Consider the following 23,999-nt stretch of genomic DNA (forward strand, 5'->3'; position numbering starts at 1 on the left):
CCCTGTTAACAATGCCACCCTCAAACACAGCCTAGGTCTGACTGAGTATCGGGCTTTGCGCTATTTTGCACGCTTACCCACCTAAACTGCCGAAGCAGGTTCACTTGCGTTGTGTACTGTTAACTTCCTATCGCTTCCTTCAGACCCTGCCGTTGGCCAGCAACGCCCTTGCGATTCGGATTCTCTTCCCCCCAGTCGGGGTGAGACAGGTTTCTTACAACCTGACGGGTTTGCCAGCTTCGCTGGGCAAACAAAAAACGGCGCAAATACAATTTGCGCCGTTTCTAACTTAAGCCAAATCAAACTCACTTAAGCCAACACAAACTCTTCAGGAAGTTTGCTAGCCTGCTTATCTTTGGGCAAATACTTCTCCATTGCTGTCATCAGCTCTCGATGTTGCAGAATAGCAAGACACTCTTTTTCATTGAGGTGATCTAACAAACTTTGAATATCGTTACTGTTAAGAATTTGCCATTCGGCGCAAATCCACGCGCGACAAAATTCTTTGTTAGGCTCATCCATTGGCATTTGAGCAAGGTGCCAATAAAAAAGTGTCGCATCAGATGACAAGCGTTTTAAAGAAGACAGAGCGCCATCAAAATCTAGCTCGCTCTGTGCATCATCATAGCGACTTTGCATGTCAATAATTGGGTGCGGACGCTTTTCTTCTGGTGCGCGCATAAGGCCCAAATAATGGATCACATTGCCACGTTTAGCGCCGCCACTGATCCAAGATAATGGAATAGACAAAATCAAACCAAAGCTAATTGGTAAAGACCAATAGAACAACTCGATACTTAAAAATAGTGCACCACTTGCCAACCCTAAGCCCAATAAAGTATGACTACAGTGCGCACGAGCAGCGACTTTCCACGACGTTGCGCCGTCATCACGAGACTGAGGCTTCCAACCACTGTCGCGGCCTTTAAAAACATCATAAACAACTTGGAATTGAGACAACATCAGAATCGGCGCATACAAAGCCGATAACACTGTTTCTACCAAGGTACTTAAGGTCAGTAATATCGGACCGCCAAATTGCATACAGCGGCGAAAGTTCAACATTGCGGACAACCAACCATACACTTTAGGTGCTAGCACCAGTGCCATGGATAAAATGAACAAAGAACGCGCTTTTTCGAAATCAAATACCGGCCATGTTGGAAACAAGGATGGATTGGCGAAATATTCTGGACGAACAAAGTACGCCTGAACCGCCAAAGCAAAACCCACCACGATCAACATCAACCAGAAAACAGCACTGAGGTATGACATGATGCCAGACATCAAATGTAAGCGAGTCGCGAAGTGAAAACCTCTAGCAAACACAAAGGCTTTGTGCTGCAAGTTGCCCTGACACCAACGACGATCACGTACAATCACATCCACCAGCGACGGTGGTGCTTCTTCATAAGACGCTTTCAAATCCGTATCGAAACGCACGCCCCAACCAGCACGACGCAATAACGCGGCCTCCATAAAGTCGTGGCTCATCACATGACCACCGAAAGGTGCTTTACCTTCTAAAACTGGCAAGCCACAAGCATCGGCAAATGCTTTGGTACGAATAATGGCATTATGTCCCCAAAAATTAGAAGAATAACCATGCCACGCCGCCAAACCAGAAGCATAAATAGGACCAAAACAATGGTTGGCAAACTGCTGAATACGGCTATATAAAGTGTTCGCACGAATGATAGTTGGCAAAGTTTGAATCAATCCCAAACCCGGTTCGGCTGCCATACGACGAGTCAGAGAAATAAGGCAATCCGCCCCCATCAAACTGTCAGCATCCAACACAATCATGCATTCATAATCGCCACCGTAACCCGTCACCCATTCTGCAATGTTGCCAGCTTTACGCTCGGCATTATTGTAACGACGACGGTAATAAATTGGGCAAGCCGTAGCATCATCATTTAGTAAAGGACGAAACGCTTGTTCCTCGGCAATCCATGCATCCGCTCTGTTGGTATCACTTAAAATGAAGAATGCAAACTTGCCCGGAGCTTGTTTCATTAGGTCTTCGTGCATGGCTTGGATATTGGCACGAATACGCAGAGGATCTTCATTATAAACAGGTAATAAAATAGCCGTAACGCCTTCTACGTCTTGTTCTTTTCGAGTGCGAGAAAAAGGCCACAACTGGAAAATTAAGCCAAGCGTTGCTTGTGAGAACGCAAAAGAAATCCACGTAAAGTTAATACAAAATAAAACCAAGAACGCCCACTGCAAGCCTGCAATCGCATTAGTATTCAGCACACTGTACATTTCAGTGGCACCGTACCAAGACAACCCAGCAGTGCTAAATAAAACAAACAAGCGCGAAAGAAATGTCGTAACAGCAAAACCTTGTAATCTTTTCTTGCGAGCTTGGGGAGCTTCATCAACGGTATGACGCGGCATATCCAAAGGCGAAGCTGGCGGCAATGCTAATTTTGTTGCGCTATCCTTTAACATGATTATTCCTTCATCCAACGATACAGCCAAGTAGGAGCGACGGCGGTATCTCCTTGTTTAAGTTGCACTCTTAACTCTGCCAAGTTGACATCCTCAGGATCAAATGAAACGTAAACACGGACACCATTTTTATGGGGATTCTTGACAGCTATCGCTTCGAGTATTTTTCCTTTGCTAATGCTGGCGTCAATCTTCAGATCATCAACATTTACATCTGGCATTTTATTGAAATCAATCACTACTTCTGGGTTTGTCTTAAATAGTTTCACGCCTTTGGCGCTGCGAACCACACGAGGGTAATCCAATGAAACAGGCGTGTCGTTAGACCAAGTCATCAAATATTGATAAGTATATGATTGGTCTTTTTTAAGCCCATCTTTAGGCTGCCAATACGCAACGATGTTGTCATTGGTCTCCGAATTTGACGGAATCTCTACCAGTTCAACATGCCCTGCCCCCCAATCATTCATCGGTTTAATCCAAGCAGAAGGACGAGTGTGATAGCTGGCCTCTAAATCTTGATAGTCCTCAAACTTACGATGACGTTGGATTAGGCCAAAGCCTTTTGGCGAGGTGTCACTAAAAGCGCTGACTTGTAGAGATTTAGGGTTGTTCAAAGGTCGCCAGAGCATCTCGTCTTTACCGGTTAAAATCTGTAAACCATCAGAGTCATGAACAGCAGTACGGTAATCAGGCACATCCGAAACATCCAGTGAGCTGTTGTACATGAACATCGATGTCAATGGAGCAATACCCACATTTTTCAAATCAACTCGTGGAAACAAGGTCGCTTTTACATCGATACGAGTCGGCTTTCCTGGATAGATGCCGAAACGATAAGCTCCAGTAACACTCTTACTGTCCAATAAAGCATGAACAACTATCGCATCTTGGCTTGATGATGGACGTTCAATCCAAAACTGCTTGAACATTGGGAACTCTTCACCCTTTGGCTGGGCAACATCTACAGCAAGGCCTCGGGCTGACAAACCATAAGACTGTCCTTTGGAAACTGCACGAAAATAACTAGCGCCTTGAAAAACAGCAAATTCATCATTCGTATTCGCATCATTAATTGGGTAATGCAATCGTAATCCGGCATATTTACCAACCTGAGAAATTAGCTTACTAATCTCTGCATTCGGTGTGGTAAAAGAATCTGACGATACATTCAAGGGAAAAGCACGGCCATTTTCCACGACATCAATAGAGACTAAATCTTTAAATATAAAACCAGGAGCAAAAAGCTGAACTGAAAATTTTGTTGGCGTGTTTCCCCAAACCGCTTGGTTTTGCTGGAAATTAATTTGTCGATAGGTAGGATAATCCATCTCAGTCAGCGCTTGCGGTGCTTTCTCCGCAGGCTTCATTGGAGATTGAGCCAACTCTTTAGCCAAATCGATAACCGTTTGATTCGAAAAAGCATACCCTTTTGACTCTTGCTCTAATTGAACGCTTTCAGCCACAGGAACAGAATCTACCTTAACATCAGACTCTTCTGCTTGTGCATGACCTATTAAGTTAATTAATAGGGATGTTAATAAAGATCTTTTTATAAGCCAAAACGAATTGGCGCGCATATGAGATAAAGAAGTAAAAAATAATTTCAAAAGAAGCTCTCTCGTTGCTTAATTGGACTTAACCAATCCTCAACATAAGGATGACGTCATAAATTTGACATTCATGATATAAGTAAACTCGCGCGAGATTAAGGCAGCAAAGTCGGAGGAATTCATAAGAATTAAGGAGAGATTGTGCTTAAGGAAGCTTAATGACATTTATTATCATTAACCCACATATCTCAACCGACTACTGCGCACTACTAATACACTTACTCGACTGATATTGAACAATATATTAAACAAGCCTTCGTATTCAATAGAGATAAAATAATGTTCAAACAATTCAATAATTGGCTGGAAAAACGGCGAATCAAAGCAATGGGATTTACCATAGAACAATGGGAATCCGCCATTGCTGACTGGCCCGTTATGATCCGTTACCAAGGCACTGAGCGTGACACACTTCGTGATATGAGCTTTCATTTCCTTGCTCGTAAAGGTGTTACACCTGGTGCCGACTTTCAATTCACTGAAGCCATGTGCCTAAAACTTGCCACTATGGCGTGTGTGCCTATTTTGCATCTCGGTTTAGATTGGTACGACCACTGTAAAACCATCATTTTGTACGAAGGAGACTTTATCACCAACCACCCTTATCAAAGTGAAGATGGTGTCGTACACGCGGAAGGTCGAGGGTTAAGCGGCGAAGCATGGCAGAGGGGGCCCTTGATTCTTTCGTGGGAATCCATCCTAGAAACGGGCGCTCATGCCCGTCATGGCAAAGCCAGTAATGTGGTCATTCATGAATTCGCACATAAATTAGACATGCTTCGTGATGGCGCTAATGGTGCTCCGCCTATGCACCCTGACATGAAGCCCGGCGAATGGCATGACATATTCACCGAATCATTCCAACACCTACGAATGGATTGGCAGCATCATAAACACTTGCCGCTCGATGAATATGCCTTAACTAATCCTGCCGAGTTCTTCGCAGTGTGCAGTGAAACTTTTTTTGAAGATCCTAAAATGATGAAAAAAGAGATGCCTGATGTTTACCGACTACTGTGCCAATTTTATCGTCAGCAACCAGCGCCCTAACTAGGTCATAGGTCCAATTCAAATGTCGATACAGTATCGTCCAGTGTTTGCATAAAGCCACGAATCAATTCATGAACTTTCATGCACTCAGGGCGCTCCAAATTATCTACTCTTGACCAAAGCGCGATGTCGCGCCTTGGTCCTTTTGGTTCTGGCACCTTAATCAATTGATCAATTTCAACCGCCCCAGTCATTAAAGCTAAACGAGCAGGTAGACGGACCAATACCTCGGACGTATTTAAAAGGTATAAAACAGAGCGAATACTGCCCGTAAACGCCATGCTGGCAGCTTTGAGCCCAATAAGCTCGCTCGGACGATCAAGAAAACCGGCATTTGCTCCAGCTACTATCCAATTTTGCTTCTCCAAAATCTCTTGAGAAATAATGGTATTCTCTCCTCTAAGAGCCGATTTTTTCCCAACAAAAACACCGGAGCGATCTCGAAACAACAACTGTCTATCGAGCGCCCCCTGCTTAACTGTAAGGTGCGCAGGCGCCAATAAAAAGTCGAGTTCACCCTTTTGTAATAACTCAATCTGCGCGGCCGCGGAGCCCGTCCTAAAGTGAAAGACATAACGCTTTTCTTGCATAAAATAGGCGGTCATTTGCTCTACCGTGGCAAATTCCCAAAGCGGATCAATACCAATCACAAATTCATTATGATAGCCGCTATGAAACTGTCGAATGACCTCTTCGCCTTGTTCTGTTTCAGCCAAAATCCTTTCGCCAATTTGCGCTAATCTTGCACCTATTTCGGTAGGCTGTACGCCATAACGCGTTCGAATAAGCACTGGTGCACCGACTCTCATTTCCAACTGCTGAATACTACGTGTCAATGTTGGCTGAGTTATATACAGCTGTTCGCAAGCTCGACTAAGAGAGCCCTGCTTCACAACGATGGCTAATTGCTTCAATAAGTTAGGATTCATCTATGCGTTTTCTATTAGTCTTGAGATAAAAATCTATTTTTACTTATACCTTGAATACATTAAAGTCATTTCTATTCCAGACAGCAAATCTTTTAATTTCTAATAGCCAGCCACAGACAATAATAAGAGGACAATCCATGCAATTTTATCAACAAGGCTTTCACCCAGGCGATCCTAAAATTACAGATCCTGCAGATCGAATCATCGCTCCGCCTTTAAAACATCCACTACCAGCAGAAGTCGATGTAATGATTGTGGGTTGTGGTCCTGCAGGGCTCAATCTCGCCGCGCAGTTGTCGAAATTTGCCTCTATTTCTACCTGTATTGTCGAACAAAAAGACGATCGTTTATTAGTAGGTCAAGCTGATGGTATTGCTTGTCGTACCATGGAAATGTTTGAAGCCTATGACTTCGCAGATCAAATTAAGCAAGAAGCCTACTGGGTAAACGAAACCGCTTTTTGGAAACCTAATACTGAACAACCAGAACAGATTGCACGCAGTAGCAAAATTCAAGACGTGGAAGATGACTTATCTGAAATGCCTCATGTCATCATCAACCAAGCCAGAGTGCATGACGCCTTTCTTGATGTGATGCGCCACGGGCCAGGGAAAATCGCTCCTCATTACTCCCGCCAACTACTCAACCTTGAAGTCGATCCAGCAGTCACAGACTACCCGATGACACTGACGTTTGAACGCTTAGACTCTCAACATCTTGGCGTGATCGAAACGGTTAAAGCCAAATACGTGGTTGGGTGTGACGGTGCTAGGAGCACAGTACGTAAATCCATTGGCCGTGAATTGGTCGGCGATTCTATTAATCAAGGATGGGGCGTTATGGATGTATTGGCAGTAACCGACTTTCCTGATATTCGACTAAAATCAGCGATTCATTCCAGTAATGAAGGCAACATGCTGATCATTCCGCGCGAAGGCGGTTACATGGTGCGCTTGTATATTGAGCTGGACAAACTAAAAAACAATGAACGACTCAGCAAACAATCAATCACAACCGATTACCTTATTGCTGCAGCAAACCGCATCATACATCCGTACACCATTGAAGTGAAAGAAATCGCTTGGTGGAGCGTGTATGAAATCGGCCAACGGCTTACTACCGCATTTGATGACGCCGAAGATGGTCGATTACCTCATGTATTTTTAGCTGGTGACGCTTGTCACACTCACAGCCCAAAAGCGGGACAAGGACTGAATACTTCGGTCAATGACACATGGAATTTGGGCTGGAAACTTGCCCATGTGCTAACAGGAAGAGCAAATGCAGAATTACTGCAGTCTTATTCTTTCGAAAGACAAACTGTGGCTCAGCAATTAATCGATTTCGATCGCGAGTTTTCGAAAATGTTCAGCGCCAAACCTAAATCTGCAACCAATCCGGATGGTGTTGATCCAACCGCTTTTCAGCAATACTTTGTTCAGTTTGGTCGCTTCACCGCCGGTACCGCCATTCACTATCCGCAGTCAGACTTGGTATCGTCTGGACAACATCAAGGTTTAGCAACAGGGCAAACCATTGGTATGCGTTTTCATTCTGCCAAAGTAACTCGCCACGCTGATGCAAAACCGGTACATCTTGGTCACAGTATGAAAGCCGATGGTCGTTGGCACATTCTCGCCTTTGCAGGAGAGCAAAGCTTTATGAGCGATACTTGCAAAGTTAAAGCCCTGTGCGAGTTTTTACAAAACAACCCGTCATCCCCTATCCAACGTTTTACACCAAAAGATGCAGATATCGATGCCATAATCAATGTGCAAGCTGTCTTCCAAGTACCTCATCGGGAAATAGAAGTAGCCGATATTCATTCGCTTTTACAGCCATCAAAAGGCTGCCACGGGTTAAAGGATTATGAAAAAGTCTACAGCGCTCTTTGTGAAGAGAACTCGTTCTATGACAAACGAGGAATCGACAAGAAAAACGGCTGCATAATCATCGTTCGACCTGACCAATATGTTGCTGATGTTGTGCCATTAGACGATCATCATGGATTAATGAGTTTCTTTGAGAAAGTACTTATTCAAAGTACTTAATTCTGAAAATTTTACTCGAAGACAATTTTCTCCTCTCTTAATTACTAAGAGAGGAGAAATAAAAAGCGGTCTCTATCAGCCCTAAGGGTCAACTATCGGACTAGAGTATTAATTTCCGTGCTAACCGATGCCATCAATTTATGGATAGGACATTTATCCGCAATAGTTCCTAGGCTTTGCCGTTGCTCATCGGTTAAGCCACCGTTTAACTTAAGGCTGGCATTAAGCACATAAACACCTTTACTCTCGTGACTGTTATCACGTTCAATATCTATATCTACGCTGATTAGCGCTATTTTTTACGTTGAGCGTACATCAGCAAAGTCATAGCGTTACACGCCGCCAATGAAGCATCATATTCTTAAGCCGTTTCTGATAATGCTTTTCATAGACGACAAGCTATTGCTTGTTTTTGCCAACGCCATAAAAAAGGCTTTCTCGATTCACCATAAATAACTAACATTTGGCCTTTATTTTTTATTTTCTGGAGTCTTTAACATGAGCCAAGCAACGGTTGAATTACTGCAAACTTACTACAATGCCTTTAATGCTCAGGATATGGACCACTTTTTGTCTTTACTTACAGAAGATGTGATTCACGATATTAACCAAGGCAACCGCGAAGTAGGTAAACACACCTTTGCCGCCTTTATGGATCGCATGAACAAAAACTACAAAGAAACCATCGTCGACATAGTAATTATGACGAATCCATCTGGCGATCGTGCTGCGGTTGAATTTACCGTATTAGGTGAATACATCGCCACGGATGATGGACTGCCCGAAGCCAATGGTCAGACTTACAAACTACCGGCCGGTGCTTTTTTTGATATTCGTGATGGCAAAGTGGCGCGTGTCACCAACTATTACAATCTAGAAGATTGGATCGCACAAGTCTCTGCATAAACCCGTTTCTGATCATGGTAGAAAATAGACTATGCTGACATTCCAATGCTTATCAGGCTCCGCTTTAAATCAATACATTGATGAATTAGCCCACCTGCGAATGGGTGTTTTCCGCGACTTCCCCTACCTTTATGATGGGGATACACAATACGAAGCTCGCTACCTTAAAACCTACATTGAAGCACCAAACAGCGTGATCGTCTTAGCATTTGATGGTGATAAAATCGTCGGGGCTTCGACAGGCTTACCACTGCGCTATGAAACCAATGAAGTAACACAGCCTTTTATAGAGGCCGGTTATGATCTCGATGAGATCTTCTATTGTGGAGAATCAGTGCTTTTACCTGAGTATCGAGGACAAGGGGCTGGTGTCGCCTTTTTTGATCACCGGGAAGCTCATGCGAGAAGCATTGAAGGAATAAAACTCTCTTGTTTTTGCGCGGTGCAACGTCCGGACAATCACCCCGATCGCCCTGATAATTACCAACCTCTGGATCTGTTCTGGCATAACCGTGGCTATGAAAAGCGCCCAGAGCTTGCCACTCACTTCTGTTGGAAAGAAGTTGGTGAGAAAACAGAATCTCTCAAACCCATGACATTTTGGATGAAATCCTTAGCGTGAATGCGACTGACAAATTATGAGCAAATTTAAACTGGCTACCGCACAATATGACATTGGCTTTTTCAGCCAATGGGAAGAGTTTGCCGAAAAGCTAGAGCGCTGGGTAACCAATGCGGCACAACAAGATGCTCGACTCTTGGTCTTCCCTGAGTATGGCAGTATGGAGCTGGCTTCTTTGTTTGGCGAAGCTGTTTATAGTGACTTACAACAACAGCTTCATGCTATGCAAAGCCTATTACCAAAGTGGTATGACCTGCATGCAGAATTAGCAAAACGCTATAACCTATTTATCCTCGCCAGTAGCTTCCCTACCCAGCAGAACGACGGTCGCTTTCTAAATCGCGCGAATCTTTTTGGCCCCTCTGGTCTTATTGATTTTCAAGATAAGCTGATGATGACACGCTTTGAAAACGAGCAATGGTATATTAGCGGCGGTGAACAGATAAAAGTTATTGATACTGAACTTGGTCGCATTGGTATTCATATTTGCTACGACTCAGAATTTCCCATGATTGCCAATCGACAAGTGGCTGCGGGCGCCGATCTATTACTTGTACCAAGTTGCACAGATACTCAAGCGGGTTTTCATCGTGTGCGAATAGGCTGCCAAGCTCGTGCTTTGGAAAACCAATGCTATGTTGTGCAATCCCCTACTATTGGCAATGCGCCTTGGTCCGAAGCAGTAGACGTGAATACAGGACGTGCTAGCGTTTATACACCTGTGGACTATGGATTCCCTGATAATGGCATATTAGTAGAAGGTAAAGATAACCAAGCTGGCTGGGTATTTGCTACTGTGGATTTATCCGAAATCGCCCACATCCGTGAAGAAGGCCAAGTATTTAACTACCGAGACTGGCCCAAGCAATTTGACTTCAAATGATTGGATTAAATCTTTGAAAGCCTTAGTAAAATAGCATCTAAAGAATTGAAAATATTCAATAATGTTGTGTAGGCACATCATATCTCATACCGCATAGCCACCTCAAAATGGGATACAATAAAATACTAATTATTTCATTTTATGTATCTCATTGTGCTATCTTTTTCTACGTGGAGTTCAAAAATAATTGTCTAAAAATAAAAATATATGAATTCAATGAGGTCTAGATGGAACCACTTATTCAATCTCATCATAACCTGCTACCCGTAGAAATGTTCACTTCAGAAATCCGTAAAGTGTGCGGACAATTTGATGTCGAACCCAAATCAAGAACAGGTATGATTGATGGAGGAATAACTACCGAACGCTTCGGGACGTTTGATACCGCAATTGTAGATATTAATTCTGTTCAAATAAAAAGAGATAAAAAAGCCATACGCCAAGACCCTGGAGAATACTTTTTCCTTTTAGTGCAAGACTTAGGGTGCAGCCATGTCCAACAAGAAGAAAATATAACAAAATTGCGACCAGGCGATATGTTTCTTGTCGATTCAGTGAAACCCTCAATATTCCAATATGATAATCACAGATCTCGCCAAATATCCTTTCACATTCCTCGAGACGAAGCGATGCATCGCTTTGGTAATATTGGCTATGGTGGCATTAACATATCTCGAGATGACCCACTCTGGTTGGCAATACATTCTGTCTTAAGAAAAATGATTACCGCTGACGATGTGCATCAACAGTCTTTAGGTGATGCTTTTCTTAGTTTAATTAGTGCATACCTTCACACCACATATAATGTTAGCCATATAGAGCCAAACGAACAGCTACTTTCAAAAGCGTTGGCACTCATTGATAAACACTGTTTAAACGCAAGTTTTTCTCCACGTGACGTTGCATATCATTTAAATATTTCTGAACTAACCCTACAAAGGCACTTTCAAGTTTTAGGCGAAACACCAAGACATAGGATTATTAATAAAAGACTTGAACACGCTCACACTAGACTATGTTTACGAAAAGATGGGGGATTAAATGAAAGTGTGACCGATATAGCACTTAACTCAGGATTCAACGACTTATCTTACTTTTATCGCGAATTCAGAAAAAAATACCATACAACACCTGGGGCAACGGAGTAGTGGCGTAATTGTCCAATTACCTTGTCGGATAAGTCCAAGTCCCCACGATTACATTTTTTCTATGATCCTTGTTACTCGTTATTTGTTACGACACCGAGCAACTATGGAGAATAAAAATAATGAACAGTTCCATTTCAAATAGATCAGCTGATGCAAGTTTCAATGTCTTAAACCCTTCTACAGGTCAAATTATTGGTCAGACGGCCAATATGGGAAATGAAGAATTAAATATAGCAGTGGAATCCGCTAAATCCGCTTTCCCACATTGGTCTTCGCTGACTGATGATGAACTTAAAGAGAAATGCCTTGCAATAACTAAGAAAATAGAAGATCACTCCGAAGAACTAGCAAAACTAATAACCCTCGAACAAGGAAAACCATTAAATGGTTTAGGTTCTCGCTGGGAAGTTGGTGCAGCTGTAGCTTGGGCTGGATATACATCTAATCTATCTATTCCCGTCAAAATCTTACAAGACAACACAGATGGAAAAGTAGAGCTACACCGAAAACCACTTGGCGTTATCGGTTCAATAACACCATGGAACTTTCCTATATTAATCGCAATTTGGCATGTAATACCGGCGCTAAGAACAGGTAATACGGTTGTGATTAAACCCTCACCAAATACCCCCCTATCTACCATTCGTCTAATTGAAATAATGCAAGAAGTATTACCTCCTGGCGTTATTAATGTCGTAACAGGCGACGATCAAGAATTCAACTTAGGCGCAGCAATGTCAGCACACCCAGATATAAGAAAAATTGTTTTCACAGGCTCATGTGCAACAGGTATAAAAGTCATGAAGACTGCTGCCGACAGTATGAAAAGACTCACCTTAGAATTAGGTGGTAATGATGCGGGCATTGTTTTACCAGATGTCGATCCTAACGCCATTGCAGAAGGCTTATTCTGGGGGGCGTTCATTAACAATGGACAAACCTGTGCTGCAATGAAGCGACTATATGTACATGAGTCAGTATATGACGCTGTATGTGAATCACTTGTTGAATTTGCTAAAAAAATACCTGTTGGTGACGGTATGAATGAATCAAGCATATTAGGCCCAATCCAAAATAAAGCACAGTTTGACAAGGTTTCACGCTTGATTTCAGAAGCCAAACAGCAAGGAAAGGTGCTTTTAGGGGGCGAGCCTGGCAAAGGTCTTTTCTACCCACCAACTATTATTTCCGATTTGAAAAACGGAGACTCTTTGGTTGATGAAGAACAATTCGGCCCCGTATTACCTATTGTAAAGTACTCCAATATAGATGAGGCGATTCGTCTTGCTAATGACTCACCTAATGGCCTAGGTGGCTCTATTTGGTCATCAAATATCGAAACGGCGAAAAGCATTGCTAACCAGTTAGAGTGCGGCTCAGTTTGGATTAATAAGCATGGTGCTATTCAACCGAATGCTCCCTTCGGAGGCGTTAAATCATCTGGTATCGGGGTGGAATTTTCAGATGAAGGCTTAATGGAATATACCGATATTCAAGTTATTTTCAGTTAATTCTTGCTAATCAACTCCCAAAATTAAAATGGCCTCGGTCATAAAGTGATACGAGAGCCATTCCTTTGAAATAGTCTACTAAATAATAGTGAGTTCATTATGACGGATACAAAAACAAAAAAAATCGACTTATCACGACGCAGCTTTATTGGACATACTATGGTGGCATCTGGAGTATTAGCTCTAGGTGGTGGCCTTTTTGGAGCTAGTATTAATTTAGCTAATGCCGCTGAGGGTTCATATGATTACATCATTTGTGGAGCAGGCTCCGCAGGATGTGTCCTTGCTAATAGATTGACGGAAAATGGTGCTAGCGTGCTCCTTATTGAAGCTGGCGGACCTGACAATAGTGAAAAAATATCTACTCCTATACGTTTAATAGAACTATGGGGGACGGCGTACGATTGGGGTTATTCAACGGTGCCACAAGAACATGCCCATGGTCGCTCACTTTATTGGCCTAGGGGGAAAGTACTCGGTGGCTCCTCTTCTCTAAATGGCATGATTTATGTGCGAGGTAATGCCTCAGATTACGACCAATGGGCAAACGAATTTGGCTGCACTGGGTGGGACTACGACTCAGTTTTGCCCTACTTTAAAAAATCAGAAGATTTTTCTGGCGGAGAAAACCACTATCATGGTGTCGGTGGTCTACTTCATGTTACTAGCGAATTCACACCCCACCCTGTTACAAAAGCCATTGTAGAAGCCGCTCAACAAGCAGGATTAGCCTATAACCATGATACCAATGGAGCTTCTCAAGAAGGGGTTGCCTTCACCGACCTTAATACTAGGAATGGGAAACGAGATTCAACGGCAGTCGCTTTTTTACGCCCCGCTCTTGAACGTAAAAATTTAGCGCTAATCACCAATGCTCGCGTTCATAAAGTAGAAATAGAAAAAGGCAGAGCTGTAGGTGTCACCTATATGCAGGAAGGTAAGAAACAAACCGTAACAGCTAAAAAAGAAGTCATAGTATGTGGTGGAGCAATTGAGAGCCCACGTATTTTAATGCTCTCTGGAATAGGTCCAAAACAAGAGCTTGAAAAGCTTGGGATTGCAGTAAAAGTTAACCTACCTGGTGTAGGTAAAAATTTACACGATCACACCCTATGCCCTGTAATTTATGAAGGAGCAAAAGAAATACCGCCACCAACAGACATGTCAATCCAGATTCTTCATGGACATTGCTTCGTCAAATCAAAAGAAAGTCTACCTGGACCTGATATGCAGCCACTATTTTTTCATGTTCCCTACTACGCACCAGAACAAGAAAAACCAACAATGAACGCATATTCTTTGTGTGCAGCAGGAGTTCGACCAACATCTCGTGGCAGCATCACTCTGCGCTCATCCGATCCCGAAGATGAAATGAACATCGATCCTCAGGTTCTACAAACGAAGAATGATATAGATATTCTAGTCCAATCAATTAAACAAATGCGGGAAATCAACTCACAACCAGCACTAGATGAATGGAGAGGACGAGAAATTTACCCTGGACCATCCGTGCAAACGGACGAACAGCTGGCTGAGTATGCGCGTTCGGCAGTTTTATCTTATCACCACCAAAATGGCACTTGTAAAATGGGCAATGATGCAATGTCAGTTGTAGATCCTCAATTAAGAGTAAAAGGCATAAAAGGGCTAAGAGTAGCAGACGCATCTATATTCCCTTATGTCATGGCCGGCAATACAAATGCACCTGTCATCATGGTCGCAGAGAAAGCGGCCGACATAATTAAAGCGAGCTAAACTCATTTAAGCTATCACCAATATAAGTCATCGAGCACCTAAAAGCCGTATTTAGAGCATAAATCTAGATACGGTTTTTTAAGTCAAAATCGAATCAGTTTTATAAAAACTTAGTAATACGGCCCTTTTTCCTTACTAGTGAATGATAAAAAATGGTTCCGCATATTTCATTCATGCTGTCGCTATTTTTAATTAATCACAAAGATTTATTTCTAAAAAATAATTCCTAGTTACTATTGACCAACGCTTGCCTAACTAAATTATTCAAATCCCCATCATGCTTAAAACCCACTTCCTCCGCAGAAGGGGTTTCAAGTGGAGGAAAACGCCCAAACAAGTTTTCAATCATTAGATTTGGCTTATAGCTAACGAGTTCTTTCGCGTTCTGCTTATAAACCAAGCCAATAGCATCGACTATTTCTGCCATACTGAAACAAAGAGTGGGCAAGGTAAAGGTTCTAGTCGCCTTTAGTTTGCTTTCTTCTACTGCTGCACCATGGATAAGGTTTTCAATAATGTTTGGCAAAGACGATGCCCATGTTTTTGCTTGTGCCGACATAGGGCAAACGAAAGCATGACCTTGGGATAACTCACGAATAATATCGCTTAAAAAAGCCGACAATTGACCCGTTTCTGCGGGCGGGCGAGCCAATACTCCAGGTAAACGCAATGAGCGACCATCGACCCAGCCACGGCGACTAAAGTCATTAATCATAACCTCTGCAACGATTTTATGGGCACCATAGCTCATCTGAGGTTTCAGCGGTGTATCATCGGTGACCAAGTCTGACATGATACCAAAGACCGCAATGCTACTAGCAAACACCAACACAGGCTTGTGACCTATCGATTGTGTTTGCGCTTTGCAGATTTCCAGCAAGGTCATTGTGGCATCAATATTCACACTGCGACCGAGCTCGTCATTTTTTTCTGCCATGCCACCGGGAATACTGGCCAGATGGTAAAGAACATCCATGGGGAAACGTCCCAGTGTGTCTTTAAGCCATTGATCGTCAGCAAGGTCACCGCTATGTTGCTCAACTACAAAATCGAATGATGAGCTATCAATAACAGCACCATCAAACTGACGATCCAGCAAGGTCAAACGCGAGACCTTACTTTCTCCAACACAGCCTTGGGACAGAATATGGTTTACCAGCGCTTGTCCAACAAAGCCATTAGCGCCCGTAATTAATACATGCATCTGGCAGCCCTTATTTATTCGCCATGACTTTTTGCTCAATCACACCAAATGGGCCATCGCGACCATCATCAAATTTCGCCTGCATACGGACACTATCACCAAAACGCATATACTGGGTTTTAATCTCACCAAGATCGATTTTCTCAATCACTCGTCGTTCTGCTATACACGCTGATCCTGCATCTCGTGATTTATTGGAAACAGTACCTGATCCTATGACACAACCAGCATTTAATTTGCGAGTTCGTGCCGCATGAGCGATCAACTCAGGGAAAGAAAAATTCATTTCGCTACCATGAGGCTCACCAAAACGCTCACCATTCCATGTGATGTTAAGATGCAAATTAAAGCGTCCATTTTTCCAAGCATCCCCCAGTTCATCAGGAGTAACCGCAACTGGTGCGAAACTTGATGAAGGCTTAGCTTGTATAAAACCAAATCCCGTCGCCATTTCACGAGGCCCAAACGATCGTAGACTCCAATCGTTTATTTGTACTAACAAACAAATCGCCTGAGCCGCTTCGTCCAGAGTAGCCGCCATAGGTACTGGCCCTGTAATCACACCAAACTCACCTTCGAAGTCGATACCATCCTCTTCATTTGGCATCAGAATATCTGCAGTTGGACCTTGAAAGTCATCGCTCGCACCTTGGTACATCACAGGAATGGTGTCGAAATCGGGAATAGGCTTAGTATTAAACGCTTCCTCCATCAATTTACCATGATTGATAAACGCAGAGCCGTCTAACCACTGCGAACTTCTTGGCAATGGTGCAAGACAAGTAGACGGATCAAAATCAAAAGCTGCATCAACTTTTCCTGCATTTAATAAGTCGTACAAAGCCTGAAGATCGGCGGCTTTTTCTCGCCAATTTTGTACTACTGATAATAAGTTAGGCGCAATAACTGTGGCGTCGACAGCTTTACTTAAATCTTTTGAAACAACGACTAGACGACCGTCTAAGGTGCCATTCGGTAGGGTTGCAAATTTCATGTTATGACTCCTTATTTAGTTAAAGCATTAGCCAATTGATCGTCGTACTGTCCACCGATTAAGATGAATAATATACGGCACATTTTTCCTGAGCGATTTGCCCACGCATGGTTAGTACCACGCTGAATAACGACACTACCGGGCCTTAAAATGGCTTCGCCATTATCAACAATCAAAGTCAACTCACCTTCAATAACAATGCCATAATCCACTGACTCAGTGCGATGCATCAAAGGATGAGGGGAATCTTCTTTTACCGTGGAGGCTTCTTCATCTCCGACTTTTGAAAACATCTCTTTCATCTTGCCCTTCCCCTGAGTCAAAAACTCCTCAGTGTCCGGCGGAACATCGACAAACCGAATTCGAGTGCCCGCCTTCATCGGTGATAAAACCACAGGCCCTATAGTTGGGTCAGTTTGATTGCTGGTAATCGGAGCAGGTGTATCGTTGGTATTCCATACTTCATGAAACTTAGTACCTGGAACGGCTTCAAGATCCATCACAGTATTAAGTGGGCCGTTTTCTAAAATAATCGCGTTACCGTCCTCATCATGACCCGTGACCACACGGTAAATATCGGGAAAACTCATGGAGTAACCTCTCTAATGTTAAAAAGCACACAGAACAAAGAAATAAAAAATGGCAGTGAACACAAATGCGTCACACTGCCCAAGGGAGTTTTAAATAGGCTGACTTAACGCTATTAGTGACTGTCCCATAATTTTTGAGTGTTCAGCTTTATCGCCACCATTGATCTCGATATGGCATAAGCGAGCAGAATTTTCGACCACCATGCGACAACGCTCCCAGCGACGCTCATGAAACTTATCAAGCGCCACCTGAACATCATCATTAGCCGCCAACTCATCCGCTAATACGATACCGCTTTCGATACCGATTCCTGCGCCAGACGCAAGATGAGGAGTCGTCGCGGCAACCGTATCACCAATCATCACTAGACGACCTTTGTTCCAAGGTGTTTTAACCAGCAAATTAGCAAGCGGTCGGTAGTCGATGTTTGCTTCTTCTTTAAATGCAAATGGGATCAAGGCTCTTACGACTGGATTAGGAAAGCTTTCCATCAAATCGGCCAGAATTTGCGGCCACGTTTCTTTATCTATGTGTTCTTTCGTTGGACGATCTTCGGTAATAAACATATACATATGAGTATCAGATACAGGATTAAGCCCAAGCTTAAGATGATCTCCCAACCACATAGTCACACGATTTATTTCTACAGGACGAGGCATGATCGCACGCCACACACCTTGACCTATGTATTCAGGATCAGCCACTTCAGGGAAGAATTCTTTGCGTATTTTTGAGTGTACACCGTCAGCGCCAACAACAAGGTCATAGCTCTGTGTTGTTCCATCTGTAAAACTCACAACTGCGCCAGATTCAGTCTGTTGAATGTCTGTATAGGTGCAGCCCAAGCGGACATTGACACCAGACTCAAGTGTCGCAGTAGACATAATGCGAGCAAGAGTAGGACGGAAAATACCACCACTGCCCCCAACAGAAGAGCCCACAGGGCTTGGCGTTGGTAGCTCCATAATTAAAGGACCATGAGCTAAATGGATAGCAACACCATCAGTAACACAACCTTGCTCAACCACTTGTTGATACAACCCCAGATTCTCTAAGGCTCGCATAGAAGCACCATTAATGCTGATACCAGCGCCCAACTCACACCACTCAGGATCAATCTCAACAAGATCAACTTGAATGCCATGACTGCGCATTTTAATTGCTGTGGCCATACCGGAGAAACCACCACCAATGACCAATACTTTATTTACTGCAGCCATTTAATGACTCCTTATTTTTGTTGTTAGTAGAATTAATTAATGTCTGTTAATGAAATTGAGACCATACCCATCGAATTAACATAAACTGGTACTTTTTTTAGCCTCTTACCAAGGCAAGGCCCCTGAATACACAACCCCGTGTCAGGCTCAAATAAGGCGCCATGGGCGTGACAAGCAACGTGTTGCTTTTTAGCATCCATATAAGCATCTTTACGCCATGCCATCGGTGCGTTATTCACATGAGGGCAAGCATTTCGCCAACCATAAAATTCATCGTTAAATTTCACCACAAATAGCAGGTCTTGCCCGGCCTCGTTTTCTAAAAAACCTTTCGTGTCGCCTTCTTTAAGATCATCGATGTGACAAAGCACAACTTCATTTTCAGTCAATATCATCACAACACCTCATGTTTGGAGTCTTCACTATTCGCGTATTTTGGCTTAAGCAGAAAATGCGCTAGAGCAGGCAATAAAATCAGCGCTCCTAACATGTTCCAAATGAACATAAACGCCAGCAATAAACCCATATCAGCCTGAAACTTAATCGGGCTTGCGATCCAAGTAATCACTCCAACAGACAAAGTCACACCGGTTAACATCACGACTTTGCCGGTAAAATTAAGCGCTCTTAAGTAGGACTGAGATAAGCTGGTACCTTGACGTAATCCAACCAAGGTAATGGACAAGATATATAAGGCGTAATCGATACCAATACCGACCCCTAAAGCGATTACTGGCAAAGTGGCGACTTTCACGCCCATGCCTAATTGCACCATCAAGGCTTCGACCATAATAGAGGTCAGCATCAAAGGAAGAAGCGCCACAACAACTGCTTTAAAAGAACGGAAAGTAATAAGAGACAGTAAAGCCACAGCACCATAAACAAGAAACAGCATTTGATACCAAGCCGCTTTTACGGAGATATTGGTTGCCGCTTGAATCCCTGCACTACCCGCAGCTAATAGAAACTGCACATCATCGGTATTATTGTCTTTTGCAAAAGCTTCCACATGATTAACAATATTACTCAAGGTGTCTGCTTTGTGATCTTGTAGATAGACATAAACCGTCAACAGATTGCAGCTGCTATTGTACAAACCTCGTGGTGCGCCCGCCGTGATGTAATTCAACATACTTTGGTTAGGTAGAAACTCGTACCATTTAGGGTTGCCTTCATTTAGGCCAGACAACACACGACGAGATAATAGAGCCAAAGAATTCGTTGATTCCACGCTAGGAAGCTGACGTAATTGCCACTCAAGTGCGTCTATTTTTTTTAGGGTATCGTATTGAGAACATTGGCCATCAGGGGTTTTGACCATTATCGCCACCACATCACTGGAAGCGCCATAATGCTGATTCATGAAGGCGATATCTTGATTGTAACGACTGTCTTGACGTAACTCAGGCGCCCCTTGATCAAGATCGCCTATCTTCAATTGAGTACTTAACGAGAATGCCCCAACTGCCAATACGGCACCTGCTATCAAGGCACCAGTTGCCCATTTACGCTGGGTAAACTTATCTAAGAATACCCATAATGCAGGCATCTTTTTCGCGCTGGTTTGATCAATGTCGTTTATCACGCTGCGTTGCGCTGCTTTTTCACCAACACCAACATAAGAAAGCATAATGGGCAAAAGAATAAGGTTGGTGAAGATCAGTACAGCAACCCCAATAGAAGCAGCAATAGCTAACTCTTGAATCACCTTAATATCGATCACTAACAGCACAGCAAAACCAACGGCGTCTGCCAACAAGGCTGTTAACCCCGCCATGAACAAACGCCTAAAGGTAAAACGTGCCGCGACCAGTTTGTCAAAACCACGGCCAACATCCTGCATAATGCCATTCATTTTTTGTGCGCCATGACTCATGCCGATAGCGAACACTAGAAAAGGCACTAATATTGAATACGGGTCTAATACATAACCTAGTGTAGGTAGAATACCTAGCTGCCATACCACCGCTAATATAGAAGCAAATACCACTAAGAAGGTTGAGCGTACACAACGGGTATACCAAAACACCATAATGGTCGCGATCACAACAGCCAATGCGAAGAACCACAAAACTGCTTGTACACCATCGATTAAGTCACCCATTACCTTGGTGAAACCAGTAATATGAATTTCCAAACCTTCGGCTTGATACTTAGTTCGGAGGTCTTCAAGCACCTTGGAATATTTTGCGTAATCTAAAGCTTCACCAGTAGCATCTTGACTTAGCAATGGCATGTAGATAATTGTGGATTCTTCATCTGCTGCGACCAATTGACCAATTTGCCCTGAGCGCGCAACGTTGGCTTTTAAGGTTTGCAAACTAGCAGGAGAACCATCGTAACCTTCAGGAATAACAGGACCGCCATCTAAGCCCTCTTCAGTAACTCCAATCCAGCGCGTTGACGGCGTCCAAAGAGACGTCATTTGCACTCGGTCTACGCCGGGTAATAGAAAGACTTCATCACTAAGTTGGCGCAATAGCTCTAAATAGTGAGCGTCATAAATACTACCGTTAGGGTTAACAACAGCAATTCGTAATGCATTACCTAGACCTGTTAACTCATTCTCATATTTCAAATAGTTTTGAATATAAATTTGATGTGTTGGTAAGGTTTTTTCGAAACTCGCATTGATTGTTAGCTTAGTCGCTTGCCAACCTAATAACCCAGTCACCAAAGCACAAATGATAATAACGACTAAACGATGATTGAATAACACCCGCTCAATAAAGGAGCCCGAATTCGTGTCAAACTTATCCTCGGGTGAAGTGGTAGTAGACATATGATGTTTCATTTGAAATCTCCTACATCAATAAAGACAGGCCCATTGATGCTTAAAGCAAGTACACTACCGTTCGCTTTTTCTAGAATATTGGTTAAAGGTGGAAGCCGCTTACGGGTAAGTGGAACGAGTCGATTCGCTCTCAAGCCAAGCAAGGTTCCCGCTTGATTCGCCACGATTACTTGGCCGTCTGAATGAATAAAAGAGGCCATAATCGACGAACTAATAGGATTTTTAATATCTTTCCAATGCTGACCATTATCATCGGATACTAGGGTGTTACCTCGTAAGCCAGCCAGCACTATTCCATCTTGCTCAAGCAGCTGAGCAGTAAAAAAGCTGCCTTCATAAGGCGTTTCGATGGTTTCGAACGACTGACCATTGTCCATAGAAAGTGCGACAAAACCTTGCTCACCTGCAACCAGTATGCGCTCACCTTGTTTACGAATGCTGTATAAGTGCAACCCAAATGGGTTATCAATGCGATCCATCCAAGATGTCCAAGACTGGCCACCATCGTTACTTTCAAAGGCAAAGCCATAAGCACCAACAACCACAAGGTGATCTCGTCCAAGTACCAACAAATCTAAAAAAGGTTTGTCTGGGCCGTCGGCAATCAGCAATTTGGCCTGACGAATCGATTCTTCGTCTTTAGATTCTTCAGCTTGTTGTAATAGTTTCTCTGCTAATTGACGTCCATTCAGCTGCACTTTCCAATCATTACCAGCATTTGTAGTACGCAAAACAATGCCGCCATGACCAATGGCATAGCCATTTTCATCATCAAAAAAACTTACTCCAGTCAAAGTAACACTGACTGGAGAAGACAACTGATGCCAGCTTTTGCCATCGTCATCGGAGCGCAAAATCAAACCGCGCTCACCAACAGCAACAAAATGATCGCCAACAGATGTCACCGACAATAAAACAGAATGCGCGCCCAAATTAGACTCAATAGCTGGACGATCAATAGCATCAAAAACGGCAGCAATAACCCCTTCAACTCGACAAAGCGAAAAAGCCATCAGAGTGATCATAGTGAGCTTACGTAACAAGCTAGCTGGATGCGTTGTCGCTTTCTTCTGGTTAGACATTATCCACCTCACGCCACAGACTCAGATTGAATAGCATCTGAGCTGCGCTGAAAGACACGTATAAAACACACAAGTGAAATCGTACCGAACACCAAAGCGGCTATACCAATGCCTTGATAGCCAACAAATTTAATAATGGTTCCACCTAAAATTGGACCAACCGCCGCTCCAATCATTAGCATCGCAGGGGTCGCTGCCAGGGCACGCCCAGACTCATCTAAACGAGCCAATAAGCCAAAAACAAAGGTATGGGTAAATATCATCAGAGACACAAAACAAGATGCTGAAGCGGCATAAAAAGCGAAGCTACTTGCATTCATCATAATATTGGACAAGATAATTTGTAGAACAGGGCCTGTGCATAAAACAACACGGGCAGAAAGGCGCTTTTCAAAAATACCAGCGGATGCCGCTGCGACAATGTTAATCACAGTAAGCACAATTAGTACTAACGTCACTGACTCGGTGGAAAAACCTCGATCGCTGCCTACTCGTTCCATAAAGCTAAACGTCATGGCTTGAGTCACTGCCATTAAGCTAATGCCAACAATGCCATACCAAACGCTAGACGGAATTTTCGTTACAACCTGTTTGGCATTCTCACAGCCTTCTTCATCTAGAACCAAAGAAGGAAAGGCAACAGCACAAACAAAAGCAGCGAACGTCATAATGCCACCAAAGATAATGAACAATGAATGTCCACCTACTGCCTTGGTAATATTGGGTGTTGCGCCCATAAAGACGAACGCCATAATACCCAAGGTAAGTCCGGCAATAGCAAATAACCTGTGCGGATTTTCTCCTCGAGCGAACGTACCATGCGCCATGCTTAGTGCCGCGCTTGAACTAATACCCGCCAGAAGATGCAAAAAAGACAATTGAACATAGTCATTGATCTGAGAAGCAGCAAAGAAACATAAACCTGAAGCAAAAAAACCAAAACTGGAAACCATACGTCGGTTTAGTTTTTTAAAACGCGGAGCAATTAATATGCTAGCGCACACAGCTCCAATTAAAAACAAAGTAACTAAGCCGCCCGCTTGCTGGCTATCAAAGTGATACGTGGCGACTAATACCCCAATCCATAAAGGTAGCGCGACTAGGTCTAACATGCCGGCACTATGGGAAACCATCAAAGCAAGATTGCCTTTAAACCCAAAACGTTGGCTCATCGTACACCACCTTT

Annotated in this window: 20 protein-coding genes; 8 read left to right on the plus strand and 12 right to left on the minus strand. The window is 43.3% G+C overall.

Going from position 1 to position 23,999, the window contains the following annotated elements; genetic code table 11:
• Positions 1 to 309 precede the first annotated feature (309 nt).
• Both mdoH and B6N13_RS13570 read right to left on the minus strand, forming a co-directional pair.
• The gene (gene mdoH, locus B6N13_RS13565; RefSeq protein ID WP_169459639.1) at positions 310 to 2,460 is read right to left on the minus strand and encodes a glucans biosynthesis glucosyltransferase MdoH; all 2,151 of its coding nucleotides are present in this window, start codon (positions 2,458 to 2,460) and stop codon (positions 310 to 312) included.
• Between the two features lie 2 nt (positions 2,461 to 2,462).
• Entirely contained in the window at positions 2,463 to 4,070 is a 1,608-nt protein-coding gene (locus tag B6N13_RS13570) for a glucan biosynthesis protein G (protein WP_198135015.1), read from the minus strand.
• A gap of 282 nt (positions 4,071 to 4,352) precedes the next feature.
• On the opposite strand from B6N13_RS13570, the gene B6N13_RS13575 reads away from it, so the two are divergent.
• On the plus strand, positions 4,353 to 5,123 hold the full coding sequence (locus tag B6N13_RS13575; protein ID WP_169459640.1) for a M90 family metallopeptidase: 771 nt from the start codon (positions 4,353 to 4,355) through the stop codon (positions 5,121 to 5,123).
• A gap of 5 nt (positions 5,124 to 5,128) precedes the next feature.
• Here the strand turns inward: B6N13_RS13575 and B6N13_RS13580 are convergent, their stop codons facing one another.
• Positions 5,129 to 6,052 carry a LysR family transcriptional regulator gene (locus B6N13_RS13580; RefSeq protein WP_169459641.1) on the minus strand — a complete coding sequence of 308 codons (924 nt, stop codon included), beginning with the start codon at positions 6,050 to 6,052 and terminating at the stop codon, positions 5,129 to 5,131.
• A 137-nt stretch (positions 6,053 to 6,189) separates the two neighbouring features.
• On the opposite strand from B6N13_RS13580, the gene B6N13_RS13585 reads away from it, so the two are divergent.
• Positions 6,190 to 8,103 (plus strand): FAD-binding monooxygenase, encoded by a 1,914-nt coding sequence (locus tag B6N13_RS13585; protein WP_169459642.1) that lies wholly within the window; start codon positions 6,190 to 6,192, stop codon positions 8,101 to 8,103.
• A 92-nt stretch (positions 8,104 to 8,195) separates the two neighbouring features.
• Here the strand turns inward: B6N13_RS13585 and B6N13_RS13590 are convergent, their stop codons facing one another.
• Complete coding sequence (locus B6N13_RS13590; protein ID WP_169459643.1) at positions 8,196 to 8,333, minus strand: hypothetical protein; 138 nt, start codon at positions 8,331 to 8,333, stop codon at positions 8,196 to 8,198.
• A gap of 268 nt (positions 8,334 to 8,601) precedes the next feature.
• Between B6N13_RS13590 and B6N13_RS13595 the strand changes: the two genes are divergently transcribed.
• From B6N13_RS13595 to B6N13_RS13620, 6 genes are all read left to right on the plus strand, one after another.
• Positions 8,602 to 9,009 (plus strand): ketosteroid isomerase-related protein, encoded by a 408-nt coding sequence (locus B6N13_RS13595; RefSeq protein WP_169459644.1) that lies wholly within the window; start codon positions 8,602 to 8,604, stop codon positions 9,007 to 9,009.
• 31 nt (positions 9,010 to 9,040) lie between these two features.
• The gene (locus B6N13_RS13600) at positions 9,041 to 9,631 is read left to right on the plus strand and encodes a GNAT family N-acetyltransferase (RefSeq protein ID WP_169459645.1); all 591 of its coding nucleotides are present in this window, start codon (positions 9,041 to 9,043) and stop codon (positions 9,629 to 9,631) included.
• Between the two features lie 16 nt (positions 9,632 to 9,647).
• Positions 9,648 to 10,514 carry a carbon-nitrogen hydrolase family protein gene (locus tag B6N13_RS13605; protein WP_169459646.1) on the plus strand — a complete coding sequence of 289 codons (867 nt, stop codon included), beginning with the start codon at positions 9,648 to 9,650 and terminating at the stop codon, positions 10,512 to 10,514.
• A gap of 227 nt (positions 10,515 to 10,741) precedes the next feature.
• Positions 10,742 to 11,662 (plus strand): helix-turn-helix domain-containing protein, encoded by a 921-nt coding sequence (locus B6N13_RS13610; RefSeq protein ID WP_169459647.1) that lies wholly within the window; start codon positions 10,742 to 10,744, stop codon positions 11,660 to 11,662.
• A gap of 119 nt (positions 11,663 to 11,781) precedes the next feature.
• The gene (locus B6N13_RS13615) at positions 11,782 to 13,173 is read left to right on the plus strand and encodes an aldehyde dehydrogenase family protein (RefSeq protein WP_211172870.1); all 1,392 of its coding nucleotides are present in this window, start codon (positions 11,782 to 11,784) and stop codon (positions 13,171 to 13,173) included.
• Between the two features lie 99 nt (positions 13,174 to 13,272).
• Positions 13,273 to 14,928 carry a GMC family oxidoreductase N-terminal domain-containing protein gene (locus B6N13_RS13620; protein WP_248280338.1) on the plus strand — a complete coding sequence of 552 codons (1,656 nt, stop codon included), beginning with the start codon at positions 13,273 to 13,275 and terminating at the stop codon, positions 14,926 to 14,928.
• Between the two features lie 226 nt (positions 14,929 to 15,154).
• Here the strand turns inward: B6N13_RS13620 and B6N13_RS13625 are convergent, their stop codons facing one another.
• The 8 genes from B6N13_RS13625 to B6N13_RS13660 form a co-directional block, all read right to left on the minus strand.
• Positions 15,155 to 16,132 carry an NAD-dependent epimerase/dehydratase family protein gene (locus B6N13_RS13625; RefSeq protein ID WP_169459648.1) on the minus strand — a complete coding sequence of 326 codons (978 nt, stop codon included), beginning with the start codon at positions 16,130 to 16,132 and terminating at the stop codon, positions 15,155 to 15,157.
• Between the two features lie 10 nt (positions 16,133 to 16,142).
• Positions 16,143 to 17,126 carry a fumarylacetoacetate hydrolase family protein gene (locus B6N13_RS13630; RefSeq protein ID WP_012070818.1) on the minus strand — a complete coding sequence of 328 codons (984 nt, stop codon included), beginning with the start codon at positions 17,124 to 17,126 and terminating at the stop codon, positions 16,143 to 16,145.
• Between the two features lie 11 nt (positions 17,127 to 17,137).
• On the minus strand, positions 17,138 to 17,716 hold the full coding sequence (locus B6N13_RS13635; RefSeq protein ID WP_169459649.1) for a cupin domain-containing protein: 579 nt from the start codon (positions 17,714 to 17,716) through the stop codon (positions 17,138 to 17,140).
• 90 nt (positions 17,717 to 17,806) lie between these two features.
• The gene (locus B6N13_RS13640; protein ID WP_012070820.1) at positions 17,807 to 18,937 is read right to left on the minus strand and encodes an FAD-dependent oxidoreductase; all 1,131 of its coding nucleotides are present in this window, start codon (positions 18,935 to 18,937) and stop codon (positions 17,807 to 17,809) included.
• 32 nt (positions 18,938 to 18,969) lie between these two features.
• Positions 18,970 to 19,332 carry a Rieske (2Fe-2S) protein gene (locus B6N13_RS13645; protein ID WP_012070821.1) on the minus strand — a complete coding sequence of 121 codons (363 nt, stop codon included), beginning with the start codon at positions 19,330 to 19,332 and terminating at the stop codon, positions 18,970 to 18,972.
• Positions 19,332 to 21,719 carry an MMPL family transporter gene (locus B6N13_RS13650; protein ID WP_211172879.1) on the minus strand — a complete coding sequence of 796 codons (2,388 nt, stop codon included), beginning with the start codon at positions 21,717 to 21,719 and terminating at the stop codon, positions 19,332 to 19,334. Before B6N13_RS13650 ends, B6N13_RS13645 begins: the two co-directional genes overlap by 1 nt.
• Positions 21,720 to 21,727: 8 nt before the next feature.
• Entirely contained in the window at positions 21,728 to 22,813 is a 1,086-nt protein-coding gene (locus tag B6N13_RS13655) for a YCF48-related protein (RefSeq protein WP_012070823.1), read from the minus strand.
• A gap of 8 nt (positions 22,814 to 22,821) precedes the next feature.
• Positions 22,822 to 23,985, minus strand: a complete 1,164-nt coding sequence (locus B6N13_RS13660) for an MFS transporter (RefSeq protein WP_169459651.1) — start codon at positions 23,983 to 23,985, stop codon at positions 22,822 to 22,824.
• Positions 23,986 to 23,999: the final 14 nt, after the last annotated feature.

It is taken from the genome of Marinomonas sp. UCMA 3892 (assembly GCF_012726345.1).
Classification (GTDB): Bacteria; Pseudomonadota; Gammaproteobacteria; order Pseudomonadales; family Marinomonadaceae; genus Marinomonas.